We start from the raw sequence: 12327 nt of genomic DNA, 5'->3' as shown, positions 1-12327 counted from the left end.
GGAGAGCCGGGGTGCTCTCGCTTCCGGACTCGCTTCCGCCGCGCTGACGAGCGGCGCCGTGGCGGGCGACCCTGCCAGGGGCAGTGGCTCCACCGCAGAGCGTGGCGGCACCGCCGCCGGGGATGGCGGCACCGCCGCCGGGGGAAGTGGCCCTGCCGCCGCCGGTGATGGCACCGCCGACCGGGGTGGCACTGCCGCCAGGGGTGGTGGCGCCGCAGCGAGGGTTGGTCGCGGTGCTGGGGGCTCCGCCTGGTCTCCGGCGGCCGTCATGGCGGTGGACGGTGCCCTGACCGTCGGGACCGCCGCGGGTGGGACAGGCGGGGCGGGCGGTCTGGTCGTCCCGGCCGGGGGAGGCGCCGTGTGGGGCGGGTACGGGAGGGGCGGCGGGGGCCCGGGGTGGGCGGATTCGCCGGAGTCGGTCAGGGCGCCGGGCACGGGCTGCGGTCGGGGAGACAAGGGGGCTCCCCCGGGGGTGTGCGGCATGGTGGGTGTGGCGCGGGCATCACGGCGTTCACGTCCTGGGCCCGGCGCCTGCCTCCTTCGGTGGTGCGATGGCGGTGCGGTCGTACGGTGCGGGGCACGTCAGCGTCGGTTTCCGGCGGACGGTGGGGCGAACGGGGCAGCGGTGGGCGGGAGTTCACCGGAGCGGGTTCCGGAGGTGCGGATCGCCGCGTCCAGGGCGTCGGCAAGCCGGTCCAGAACGGCCTCTGTCTGCTCGTCGGTGATGGTGAGTGGAGGGAGGAGGCGGATCACCGCGTTGTGGCGTCCGCCGAGTTCGACGATGAGCCCGCGCCGCAGGCACTCCTGCTGGACCGCCGCCGCGAGCGCGGGAGCGGCGGGCGGAGCGGCCGTACGCGCGACACCGGCGTACGACGCTTCCCCGCCCGGGGTTTGGCGCACACCCCCGCCCAGGGCTCCGCGCGCGCCCTCGCCCTCGGCGCCCGTCGGCCAGGCTCCTTCGCACGGGGTCACTTCGTCCAGGGCCACCTCGCTCTGGGATGCCCCGTACGGGGTTGCACCGCCCGGGACCCCCTCCCAGGCTGCGTCCACGACAGGCCCGACCCGCGCTGCGGGCCCGACCCGCGCTACAGCCCCGGCCTGCCCGGCCTCCGCCATGGCCCCCGCCTCTGCGATGGGTCCCGTCTCCGCGATGGGTCCCGTCTCCGCGATGGGCCCGGTCTCCGGGGCGACCAGTTCCAGGCCGATCATGAGGCCGCGGCCGCGTACCTCCCCGATCTGCGGGCGCCCGGCGGCGAATCGGCGCAGCCGCTCCAGCATCCGTCGGCCGACGACCGCCGCCCGCTGGGAGAGGTGGTTCTCCCGGACGTACGCGAGGGTGGCCGTGCCCGCGGCCATCGCCAGCTGGTTGCCGCGGAAGGTGCCCGCGTGGGCTCCGGGGGGCCAGATGTCGAGCTCCTCCCGGTAGACCACGACGGCCAGCGGCAGGCCGCCACCGATGGCCTTCGAGAGCACCATCACATCGGGCACCACCCCGCTGTGGTCGACCGCCCAGAAGGCCCCGGTGCGCCCGACGCCGGTCTGCACCTCGTCCGCGATGAGCGGGATGGAGCGGGCCGCGGTGATCTCGCGCATCCGGCGCAGCCAGCCGTCCGGGGCCGGGATCACCCCTCCCTCGCCCTGTACGGGTTCGAGGATCATCCCGGCCGGGTCGGGCACCCCGCCCTTCGGGTCGTCGAGCAGCGTCTCGGCCCAGCGCGCGGAGAGTTCGGCACCGCGCTCCCCGTCGACCCCGAACGGGCAGCGGTAGTCATACGGAAAGGGCAGCCGGGTCACCCCGGCCGCAGAGGCCCCGCCGGAGGCGGCCAGCGCACCGGCCGTCATCCCGTGGTAGGCCCCGGAGAAGGCGAGCAGGCCATCGCGCCCCGTGGCGATCCGCACCAGCTTGAGCGCGGCCTCGACCGCGTCCGTGCCCGCCGGTCCGCAGAACTGCACCCGCGCGCGGGCGGCGAGTCCGGGCGGAAGAGTCGCGAACAGCTCATCCGTGAAGGCGTCCTTGACCGGTGTCGCCAAATCCAGGACCTGCAGCGGCGCTTCCGAGTCCAGAACGGCCCGGATCGCGTCCAGCACCACCGGGTGGTTGTGCCCCAGGGCCAGCGCCCCGGCCCCGGAGAGGCAGTCGAGATAACGGCGGCCGTCGGCCCCTTCGACCGTCATCCCCCGGGCGCGCACCGGAACGATGGGCAGCGCCCGGGCATAGGTGCGGGCGGCCGACTCACGCAGCGCCTGGCGCCGCAGAATTCCCTGGGTGGCGCCACCGTCGTCGGAGACGGCGGACAGGGCCATCGGCGGGAGCTGGGTCACGGCCACGAGTCTCGGTCCTCCTGCTGCTGAACGCCCTCCGGCTGTCCCCCGTACGTACCAACGACGCGTGACGCTCTGGATCACGGGCTGAGCGAAGATCCTTGCGGCCGGGAACCAAGGACCCGCTCGCAGCCGTCGTAGGCGGCACCGGCATAGTGGGATACCACCCCATTGCCGGGGCGGTGCATGACAATTCCAGATAGGCCGTAGAGCAGATCAGTACCTCAGGGGGAGTTCCGCCCATGCCATCCTCACGCCGACCCGCACTGGCCGTGGCCGTCATAGCCTCGGTTCTGGCGCTCACCGCCACCGCGTGCGATTCCTCGGACGACAACACCGACGCCAGGCCGACCGCGTCGTCGGAGCAGGGCGTGGACGACATCAAGCTGCCCGACAACCTCAACGACAAGTTGAAGAACCTCGGCATCGATCTGGACCAGTGGAAGAACGGTGCCTGGAACAAGTGGGACCGGGACGACTGGCTGCGCGAGGCCGGTGACTTCATCAACCCGATCATCAAGGGTCTGTGGAAGCCGGACCGGATGCGCGACGCGCAGGAGCCCGACAAGCCGGTCGACGACAGCGACATCGCGGACGACCAGGGTGTGACCGACCCCGATCCGCAGCCTGTCCCGGCCAAGGAGGTCACCAGCCCGTACAGCTCCAAGGTCCCCTACGCGGGCAAGGTCTTCTTCGACGGCCCCGAGGGTTCGATGGTCTGCTCCGCGACCGTGGTCGAGGACCCGGCGCACCCCGGCAAGTCCAACCTGGTGTGGACGGCGGGCCACTGCGTCCACGCGGGCAAGGGCGGCGGCTGGTACAAGAACCTGATGTTCGTCCCCTCCTACAACGACGCGGGCAAGTCGCAGGCGGAGCTGGAGAACGCCACCAAGGAGGAGCTGGCTCCCAAGGGTGTCTGGTGGGCCGACTGGGCGCAGACCTCCTCGCAGTGGATCGACAGGGGCGCGGCCGTGGGCGGCAAGGGCGCTCCGTACGACTTCGCGGTGATGCATGTGAAGCCGGAGGTCAGCGGCGGCAAGTCGCTCGAGGAGATGGTGGGCGGCGCGCTGCCGGTCGACTTCAACGCCCCGGCGGTGAAGTCCATCGACGAGATCACGGCCACCGGCTACCCGGCCGCCCCGCCGTTCGACGGCCAGAAGATGAACCAGTGCGCGGACAAGCCGGGCCGGCTCTCCCTGGACGCCAAGCAGCCCACGATGTACCGCATCGGCTGCACCATGACCGCGGGTTCCTCCGGCGGTGGCTGGGTCGCCGAGGGTGCGGACGGCAAGCCCGCGCTGGTGTCCAACACATCGATCGGCCCATCCAACGCGACCTGGCTGGCGGGCCCGCACCTGGGCCCCGAGGCGAAGGGCGTCTACAACGCCGTCAGCAAGAAGTTCGCGAGCCAGTGACCGGCTGAGCCGGTAGCCGTCAGGCAACCACAACGGCGAGGGCCCGCCCCCGGAAGTCCGGGGGCGGGCCCTCGCCTTATGCCTGTCGTGCCCTCGCCGTGTGACCGTCGTGCCCTCGCCGTGTGCCGGTCGTGGCTAGTGCTGTCCGGCGGCCGCGGCCGGGACGAAACGCCGCAGCTCCGCCGCGAGCTCCTCGTGCACCCGTGCCTTGAGCAGCGTGCCCTCGGGGGTGTGCTCCTCGGAGAGCACCTCACCCTCGACGTGGGTACGCGCGACCAGCTTGCCGTGGGTGTACGGCAGCAGGACCTCGATCTCGACCTGGGGCCGGGGCAGCTCCTCGTCGATCACCGCGAGCAGCTCGTCGATGCCCAGTCCGCTGCGGGCCGACACCGCCATGGCGCGCCGCTCCATGCGCAGCAGCCGCTGCACGACCAGCGGATCGGCCAGATCCGCCTTGTTGATCACGACGATCTCGGGCACGTCGACCGCGCCCACATCGCGGATCACCTCACGCACGGCGGCCAACTGCTCCTCCGGCGCCGGATGCGAGCCGTCCACCACATGGACGATCAGATCGGCGTCGCCGACCTCCTCCATCGTGGAGCGGAACGCCTCCACCAGGTGGTGCGGCAGGTGCCGGACGAACCCGACGGTGTCCGCCAGTGTGTAGAGGCGCCCGCTGGGGGTCTCGGCCCGGCGCACGGTCGGGTCCAGGGTGGCGAACAGTGCGTTCTCCACCAGGACGCCCGCACCGGTGAGCCGGTTGAGCAGCGAGGACTTGCCCGCGTTGGTGTATCCGGCGATGGCGACGGAGGGGACCTTGTGGCGTCGGCGCTCCTGCCGCTTGATGTCGCGGCCGGTCTTCATCTCGGCGATCTCGCGGCGCATCTTCGCCATCTTCTCGCGGATGCGGCGCCGGTCCGTCTCGATCTTGGTCTCACCGGGACCACGGGTGGCCATACCGCCGCCCGAGGATCCGGAGCCACCGCCACCCATCTGCCGGGACAGCGACTGACCCCAGCCTCGCAGCCGCGGCAGCATGTACTGCATCTGGGCGAGCGAGACCTGTGCCTTGCCCTCTCGGGACTTGGCGTGCTGGGCGAAGATGTCGAGGATCAGGGCGGTCCGGTCGACCACCTTCACCTTGACGACGTCCTCGAGATGGATCAGCTGGCCGGGGCTCAGCTCACCGTCGCAGACCACGGTGTCGGCACCGGACTCGACCACGATGTCGCGCAGTTCCTCGGCCTTGCCGGAGCCGATGTAGGTGGCGGGATCCGGCTTGTTGCGCCGCTGGATCACGCCGTCGAGCACCAGGGCACCGGCGGTCTCGGCGAGCGCGGCCAGCTCCGCCAGGGAGTTCTCCGCGTCCTGCGCCGTACCGGAGGTCCATACGCCGACCAGCACCACGCGCTCCAGGCGCAACTGCCGGTACTCGACCTCGGTGATGTCCTCGAGCTCGGTGGACAGCCCTCCCACACGCCGCAGCGCGGCACGGTCGGAGCGGTCGTACTGGTCGCCGTCACGCTCCTCGTCGATCTCGTGACTCCAGGCGACGTCCTCTTCCATCAGGGCGTCGGCCCGAAGGCTCTCGGCGGGTCGCTGCCGGTCCTGCGGAAGGGAAGAGGAGTGGGTCAAAGGAATCCTTACGTCGTGGAATACCGTCACTGTCGACAACGCGTGGCGAGCCCGCGGGATTCCCCGCCGGGGCCGGCCGCGACGCCGACTCCTTGATGGTCGCACGCGGCGGCCGGGCCGTCACCCTGGTTTCACGGCCCATGGCACCGCGTAACGCACCGCATGCCGCCCCGCCCGGGCGCCCGGCAGCGCGGCGCCCTTCGTGCTCTCCTTCGCCGTCGGCCGCCAGTCGGGGTGTCCCGGCATCGGCGGCATCTTCTTGCCGTACAGCCAGGGGTGGAGGAATCCGCTCAGATCGCGCCCTGCCACCTGGGAGGCCAGCCGGATGAAGTCGGCGGTCGAGGCCACACTGTCGCGGTGGCGGACCACCCATTCCCGCTCCAGGCGGTCGAAGGCGGCGCGGCCGATCCGCTGCCGCAGTGCGTACAGCACCAGCGCGCTGCCGTCGTAGACGACCGGGCGAAAGATGCCGATCTGCTGGCCGGAGTCGGCCGGCTTGGGGGCCGCGGGCGGCCCTCCCTCGGCCCGCCAGGCGTCGGACTGCTCGTATGCCTTGCGCATCCGCCGCTTCAGGCTCGCCTTACCGCGCTCATCGGCGTACAGCGCCTCGTACCAGGTGGCGTGGCCCTCGTTGAGCCACAGATCCGACCAGCGGCGCGGGCTGACGCTGTCGCCGAACCACTGGTGCGCCAGCTCGTGCACCATGATCGATTCGATGTACCACCGGGGCAGCTCCTTGCTGGTGAACAGATCGCGCTCGAAGAGGGAGAGCGTCTGTGTCTCCAGCTCGAAGCCGGTGGTGGCGTGGGCGATCAGGACGCCGTAGTTCTCGAAGGGGTAGCGTCCGGCCTTCTTCTCCATCCAGGCCAGCTGTCCGGGAGTGCGCGCGAGCCACTTCTCCAGCCGTGCGCGGTCCGCCACGGGTACGACGTCGCGCACCGGCAGCCCATGGGGCCCGGTCCGGCGCGGCACGGCGGAGCGGCCGATGGAGACCTGCGCCAGCTCGGTGGCCATGGGATGGGCGAGGCGGTACGTCCAGGTGGTCCGCGATCCCTTGTGGACGCGCTGTCCGGGAAGTCCGCCCGCGACGACCGTAAGGGTCTTCGGGGCCGTGATCCGGAAGGTGAAGCGGGCCTTGTCGGCGGGGTGATCGTTGCAGGGGAAGACCCGGTGGGCGGCGTTGGCCTGGTTGGCCATGACCAGCCCGTCGCTGGTGCGAACCCAGCCGCCGTTGGTGCCGCCCCGCGGATCGCTGGTGTGGTGGACGGTGACCCGGAAGGCGGCGCCCTTACGGAGCGGGTCGGACGGCGTGACCACCAGGTCCTCACCGGCCCTCACGAACCGGGCCCGCGCTCCGTCGACCCGCACCGAGTCCACGACGCCCTGGGCGAAGTCGAGATTGACGGTGCGCAGGGGGGCGGTGGCGCGGGCGTCGATGGTGGTGACGGCGTCGAGCGGCCGGTCCTGACGGCGGTAGTCGAACGCGATGTCGTACGCCGTGACGTCGTACCCGGGGTTGCCGAGCTCCGGGAAGAGGGGGTCGCCGATGCCCAGCGGCCTGGGGTGCGTGGACGATACCGTCCCCGCGGCGGAGGAGGGGCCGACCGCGAGGAAGACGGCGGCCATGGCCGCGGCCACCAGCGCGGTCCTGCGGCGCCCGGTGCGCGGCGGCCAGGGGCGGCGCCCCGAAGAAAACGTCATGACCTACGGCTACCAGCGCCCCGGCGCCGGCGCAGTCGCTCCCGGCTTTGATCCACCCGAAGGAGTTCACGCGGCCCGGCTGCGTTCAGGAACGCGCCGCGGCCATGCTGCGGCCCTCGCGTGTCACGTCGTAGACCCCGGGGACGTTGCGCATGGCCCGCATCAGCGCCGGCAGCCTGCCCGCGTCGGGCAGCTGGAGCGTGTAGGTGTGCCGGACGCGCTGCTCACGGGGCGGTTCGACGGCGGCCGCGACCACCTCCGCGCCCTCGGCGGCGATGGCCTCGGTGAGATCCGCGAGCAGATGCGGCCTGCTGAACGCCTCCGCGAAGAGGGTCACGCGATATTCGCCGCCCCCGTCCCCGTCGTCCTCGTCCGCCCAGCGCACCGCGACGGCCGTGCGCCCGGCCGCGGTCATCCGCGCCACCCCGGGGCACCGCTCACGGTGCACGGTGACGGCCCCGCCGCGCACCGCGAAGCCGGTGACCGCGTCGGGCGGCACGGGGGTGCAGCAGCGGGCCAGCCGTACGGTCGCGCCGGGCCGGTCGACGACGATGCCCGCCTCGGGGCGGACCGCCCCGGCCGCGGGGACGGAAGCTTCGCCACCCTGCGAAGCCTGCGCGTCCTGCCCGTCCTGCCCGTCCTGCCCGTCCTGCCCGTCCTGTCCGTCCTGTCCGTCCTGTCCGGAGAGGGTGGAGGCGGACTCCGCCTCCGGCTCCCGGACCGCGTCCCGGGACTCCTGCGGGGAAGGCTGCGGCGCCGGGTGGGCGGCCAGCCAGCGGTTGATGGCGATGCGGGCGGCCGGGGTGCGGGCGTGGTCGAGCCACTCGGGCGAGGGGCCGTGCGAGGCGGCGTCCCGGGTGTCGCCGGCCATCAGGAGCTGCAGGGTGTCGCCGTCGCGCAGCACCGTGCTCAGGGTCGCGATCCGGCCGTTGACCCGGGCGCCGATACAGGAGTGCGCGTCCTCGCCGTACAGGGCGTACGCGGCGTCCACGCAGCTCGCGCCCGCGGGCAGGCCGAGCGTCCCGCCGTCGGAGCGGAAGACCGTGATCTCGCGGTCCTGGGCGAGGTCGTCGCGGAGCGAGGTCCAGAAGAGGTCGGGGTCGGGGGTGGCGCTCTGCCAGTCGAGCAGCCGGGACAGCCAGCCGGGGCGGGTCGGGTCGGCCCGCTCGCCCTCAGGGGCGTCGGCGCCCTCCGTCGGGGTGTACGGATTGCCGAGGGCGATCACTCCGGCCTCCGCGACCCGGTGCATCTGATGAGTGCGGATGAGGACCTCGGTGACCTCGCCGTCGCGCCCGGCCACGGCCGTGTGCAGCGACTGGTAGAGGTTGAACTTGGGGACCGCGATGAAGTCCTTGAACTCCGAGATCACCGGGGTGAAGCAGGTGTGCAGTTCGCCCAGGACCGCGTAGCAGTCCGCGTCGTCGGAGACGAGGACGAGGAGGCGGCCGAGGTCGGTACCGGTCAGCTCGCCGCGCTTGAGCCCGACCCGGTGGACGGAGACGAAGTGCCGCGGCCGGACCAGGACTTCGGCGGTGATGCCCGCCTCGTGGAGCACGCCCCGTACGTCCTCGGCGGCGCGGGCCAGCGGGTCGGGGCGCCCGGCGTGGGCCTGGAGGAGCTCGCGGGTCCGCGCGTACTCATCGGGGTGGAGGATGGCGAAGACCAGGTCCTCCAGCTCGGTCTTGAGCGCCTGCACGCCCAGCCGCTCGGCGAGCGGGATCAGCACATCGCGGGTGACCTTGGCGATGCGCACCTGTTTCTCGGGGCGCATCACGCCGAGGGTGCGCATGTTGTGCAGCCGGTCGGCGAGTTTGATCGACATCACCCGGACGTCGTTGCCCGTGGCGACGAGCATCTTGCGGAAGGTCTCGGGCTCGGCCGCCGCGCCGTAGTCGACCTTCTCCAACTTGGTGACGCCGTCGACGAGATAGCGGACCTCCTCGCCGAACTCCTCGCCCACCTGGTCGAGGGTCACCTCGGTGTCCTCGACGGTGTCGTGGAGCAGCGAGGCGGTCAACGTCGTGGTCTCGGCGCCCAGTTCGGCGAGGATCAGCGTGACGGCCAGCGGATGGGTGATGTACGGCTCACCGCTCTTGCGCATCTGGCCGCGGTGGGAGGACTCGGCCAGCACATACGCCTTGCGGAGCACATCCAGATCGGCTCCGGGATGGTGTGCGCGGTGGACCTTGGCCACATGCTCGATCGCGTCCGGCAGCCGACCGCGGGAGGTCGGCCCGAGCAGGGCCGCCCGGCTGAACCTGCGGAGATTGCGCAGGTCGATGCGGGGGATGCCGCGCCTGCGGCCGAACGGGGCCTGGTCGGTGGCCTCTGCGCTCATGGGCAACCTCCGGCGGCGTCGAGCGTCAACCGGCGTGGGTACTCCCCCGGGGCCGGTGCTTGATGCTATCGAGCCCATCACGCACGGCCGACCGGCTCTCGCCCAGAGTGAAACGGATCACCCATTCGAGGGAAGTGTCAGCCGAGGTCCGTGCCCAGCCAAGCGGAATCCAGTTCCCCCTCGGCCACGATCACGGCAGGGCCGGTCATCTCCACCGTACCGTCTGGCCGTTCACTGATCACAAGGCGCCCTCCGGGAACGTCCACGGTGTACGTGACGGGATGGCCGGTGACCGCCGGGTCGGCCCCGTCACGGCGCGCGGCGGCCACCATCACGGCGCAGGCTCCGGTGCCGCAGGAGCGGGTCTCACCGGAGCCGCGCTCATGCACGCGCATCGCGACATGGCGCGGTCCGCGGTCGACGACGAACTCGACGTTGGTGCCGTGGGGATACGCGGACGCGGGGCGCACGGCGGGGGCCGCGAGCAGATCACCGGCCTGGGCGAGGTCGTCGACGAAGGCGACCGCGTGCGGGTTGCCCATGTTCACGTTGCGCGCGGGCCAGCTGTGCTCACCGACCGTGACCGTGATCTCCGCCTCGGGGCCGGGCCCGGGCAGCGTGGCCTCGCCCATCACGACGGTGATCGGGCCGTCGGGCCCCGCCGTGGCCTCGCCCGGCTGTGCGGCGTCACCGGCGTCCTTGGCGATGTGGACCCGGCGTACTCCGGCCCGGGTGGCGACCACGAGATCGCCCTCCTCGGCGAGACCGGCCCGCTGCAGATACCGGGCGAAGACGCGGACTCCGTTGCCGCACATCTCGGCGATGCTGCCGTCGCTGTTGCGGTAGTCCATGAACCATTCGGCCTGGTCGGCCATGGCCCGCGCCTCGGGGTGCGCCGAGGACCGCACGACGCGGATCAGCCCGTCACCGCCGATACCGGCACGGCGGTCGCAGATCCGGGCGACGGCGGCCGCGGAGAGTTCCAGGCTGCCGTCCAGGTCGGGGACGATGACGAAGTCGTTCTCGGTGCCGTGACCCTTGAGGAAGGACAGCCGTGGTGCGGTGCTCATCCCTCGATCCTACGGGGCACCGCGTGCGCCGTCCCTCCGCGCCCGGACCGTCGGCGCCGGGCGGGCCGCAGAGCCGCGACGAGCGCACCGCCGCGAGCCGCCGTGCCGGGCGCTGTGCCAGGCGCCGTAAGGCCGCGAGGATCCGTCGGAGGGGGCCTAGCGGAGGCGGGCGACCCGCCAGAAGGTGAGGGCGGCCAGCAGGGCCACGATCGCTACGTAGAGGACGACGAAGCGCCAGTCCGGGCGGCGTCCGGAGCCTCTGGGGGGAAGGCCGGGCCAGGTGTAGCCCACCCGGCGGGCGGCCATCAGGCCCCAGCCCGCCGCGCAGCAGCTCAGCAGCAGGCCGAGCATGGCCACGACCGCCCCTCCGTCGCCGAACTCGAAGGCGAGCGGGAAGGCGAACATCAGCGAGCCGAGGATGGCGAGGCCGACGATCGGCGCGATCTGCCAGATCCGCAGCCGGCGCGGCGGGCGCAGCTCCCGGAAGGACTCCCCGGAGACGGATCCCGCGCCGTCCGGGTCCTCGGATCCGTCATCGAGGACCGGTGCGCCGGTCTCGTGGAGCGCTCCGGCCTCATCGGGGCCGTCGGGGGTCAGCGACCCCGCGTCTCCGTGCGGCGATTGCTGCGATGCGTCGCGAGGGCCGGCCTCCATCGCCACACGCCCTCCCAACTCCAGACACCACGGCACGATCGGAGCTTGATGATGGCATGCCCGCCGGGGCCCGAATGACGAGCTGAGCGTCCCGATGCCATGACGTGATCAGGCTGTGACCGCCCGTTCAACCAACGCGAGCGCGCTCGCCAGGAGTTCCCCTCTGCGGTCGGCGGCTCCGCTGAGCCAGTGGACCCGGGGATCGCGGCGGAACCAGGAATCCTGGCGGCGCGCGAACCGCTTGGTGGCGCGCACGGTTTCGGCTCTCGCCTCCTCCTCGGTGCACTCCTCCGCGAGCGCGGCGAGCACTTGCTGATAGCCGAGGGCACGGGAGGCGGTACGGCCGGAGCGCAGCCCGGCGGCCTCCAGCAGGCGGACCTCCTCGACCAGCCCGGCGTCCCACATCCGGTCCACCCGCAGGGCGATCCGCTCGTCCAGCTCGGGCCGCTCGACGTCGACGCCGATCTGGAGCGTGTCGTAGACCGCCTCATGCCCGGGCAGATTGGCGGTGAAGGGGCGGCCCGTGATCTCGATGACCTCCAGCGCCCGGACCACCCTGCGGCCGTTGCTGGGCAGGATCGCCCGGGCTGCCTCGGGGTCGGCGGCGGCGAGCCGGGCGTGCAGGGCCCCGGAGCCCCGCTCCTCCAGCTCGGCCTCGAGCCGGGCCCGGACGGCGGGGTCGGTGCCCGGGAACTCGAGCGCGTCGATGGCCCCGCGGATGTAGAGGCCGGAACCACCGACCAGGACGGGGGTGCGGCCCTCGTCGAGCAGGCGGTCCATCTCGGCGCGGGCCAGCCGCTGGTACTCGGCGACGCTCGCGGTCTGGGTGACGTCCCAGATGTCCAGCAGCCGGTGTGGCACCCCCTGCCGCTCGTCCTCCGTCAGCTTGGCGGTGCCGATGTCCATGCCCCGGTACAGCTGCATGGAGTCGGCGTTGACGACCTCGCCGTCGAGATGTCTGGCGAGCGCGACGCCCAGATCGGACTTTCCGGCCGCGGTGGGGCCGACGACGGCGATGACTCGCGGCGGGTGGCCTGCAGTATTCACCGGGCCAGTCTCGCAAACGCCGGGGGCCTCCTCGAATGAGCGACGTGACGGGGCACTGCCGGGTTCGTTGCCCGCTTGCGAGGTTCCGAGGGCCGGTTCACGGAATCGGCCTCCGCGCGCGGCGCAAGGGAACGCTCCGAGC

General features: G+C 72.4%; 8 protein-coding genes. 1 reads left to right on the top strand and 7 read right to left on the bottom strand.

All coding sequences use genetic code 11. The annotated features are described in order from the left end of the window. Positions 1 to 582: 582 nt before the first annotated feature. Positions 583 to 2304, bottom strand: coding sequence for a diaminobutyrate--2-oxoglutarate transaminase family protein (locus CGL27_RS34135; RefSeq protein WP_119994685.1), 1722 nt, complete (start codon positions 2302 to 2304; stop codon positions 583 to 585). A gap of 260 nt (positions 2305 to 2564) precedes the next feature. Between CGL27_RS34135 and CGL27_RS34130 the strand changes: the two genes are divergently transcribed. Beyond that, complete coding sequence (locus tag CGL27_RS34130; protein ID WP_078644183.1) at positions 2565 to 3737, top strand: hypothetical protein; 1173 nt, start codon at positions 2565 to 2567, stop codon at positions 3735 to 3737. 135 nt (positions 3738 to 3872) lie between these two features. Here CGL27_RS34130 and hflX read toward each other — a convergent pair whose 3' ends face one another. From hflX to miaA, 6 genes are all read right to left on the bottom strand, one after another. After that, positions 3873 to 5375: a GTPase HflX gene (gene hflX, locus CGL27_RS34125; protein ID WP_078644181.1), complete on the bottom strand. Its 1503-nt coding sequence runs from the start codon at positions 5373 to 5375 to the stop codon at positions 3873 to 3875. A gap of 120 nt (positions 5376 to 5495) precedes the next feature. Beyond that, entirely contained in the window at positions 5496 to 7076 is a 1581-nt protein-coding gene (locus tag CGL27_RS34120) for a M1 family metallopeptidase (protein ID WP_240450728.1), read from the bottom strand. A gap of 85 nt (positions 7077 to 7161) precedes the next feature. Beyond that, on the bottom strand, positions 7162 to 9414 hold the full coding sequence (locus CGL27_RS34115) for an HD domain-containing protein (RefSeq protein WP_119991711.1): 2253 nt from the start codon (positions 9412 to 9414) through the stop codon (positions 7162 to 7164). A 137-nt stretch (positions 9415 to 9551) separates the two neighbouring features. Further along, positions 9552 to 10484: a diaminopimelate epimerase gene (gene dapF, locus CGL27_RS34110; protein WP_119991710.1), complete on the bottom strand. Its 933-nt coding sequence runs from the start codon at positions 10482 to 10484 to the stop codon at positions 9552 to 9554. A 156-nt stretch (positions 10485 to 10640) separates the two neighbouring features. After that, a complete protein-coding gene (locus CGL27_RS34105; RefSeq protein WP_119994683.1) occupies positions 10641 to 11138 on the bottom strand; it encodes a hypothetical protein in 498 nt (165 codons plus the stop codon). 108 nt (positions 11139 to 11246) lie between these two features. Next, a complete protein-coding gene (gene miaA, locus CGL27_RS34100) occupies positions 11247 to 12185 on the bottom strand; it encodes a tRNA (adenosine(37)-N6)-dimethylallyltransferase MiaA (protein ID WP_078644173.1) in 939 nt (312 codons plus the stop codon). Positions 12186 to 12327: the final 142 nt, after the last annotated feature.

Source organism: Streptomyces sp. 11-1-2 (genome assembly GCF_003595545.1).
Taxonomy (GTDB): Bacteria; Actinomycetota; Actinomycetes; order Streptomycetales; family Streptomycetaceae; genus Streptomyces; species Streptomyces hygroscopicus_B.
The sequence above is the reverse complement of the archived record's forward strand: the minus strand, read 5'-3'. Positions and strand labels throughout refer to the sequence as shown.

Bases quoted from the DNA above. Each gene is read 5' to 3' on its own strand.
- dapF (WP_119991710.1), bottom strand. From the start codon at position 10,484: ATGAGCACCGCACCACGGCTGTCCTTCCTCAAGGGTCACGGCACCGAG.
- CGL27_RS34105 (WP_119994683.1), bottom strand. From the start codon at position 11,138: ATGGAGGCCGGCCCTCGCGACGCATCGCAGCAATCGCCGCACGGAGAC.
- CGL27_RS34120 (WP_240450728.1), bottom strand. From the start codon at position 7,076: ATGACGTTTTCTTCGGGGCGCCGCCCCTGGCCGCCGCGCACCGGGCGC.
- CGL27_RS34115 (WP_119991711.1), bottom strand. From the start codon at position 9,414: ATGAGCGCAGAGGCCACCGACCAGGCCCCGTTCGGCCGCAGGCGCGGC.
- CGL27_RS34130 (WP_078644183.1), top strand. From the start codon at position 2,565: ATGCCATCCTCACGCCGACCCGCACTGGCCGTGGCCGTCATAGCCTCG.
- CGL27_RS34135 (WP_119994685.1), bottom strand. From the start codon at position 2,304: ATGGCCCTGTCCGCCGTCTCCGACGACGGTGGCGCCACCCAGGGAATT.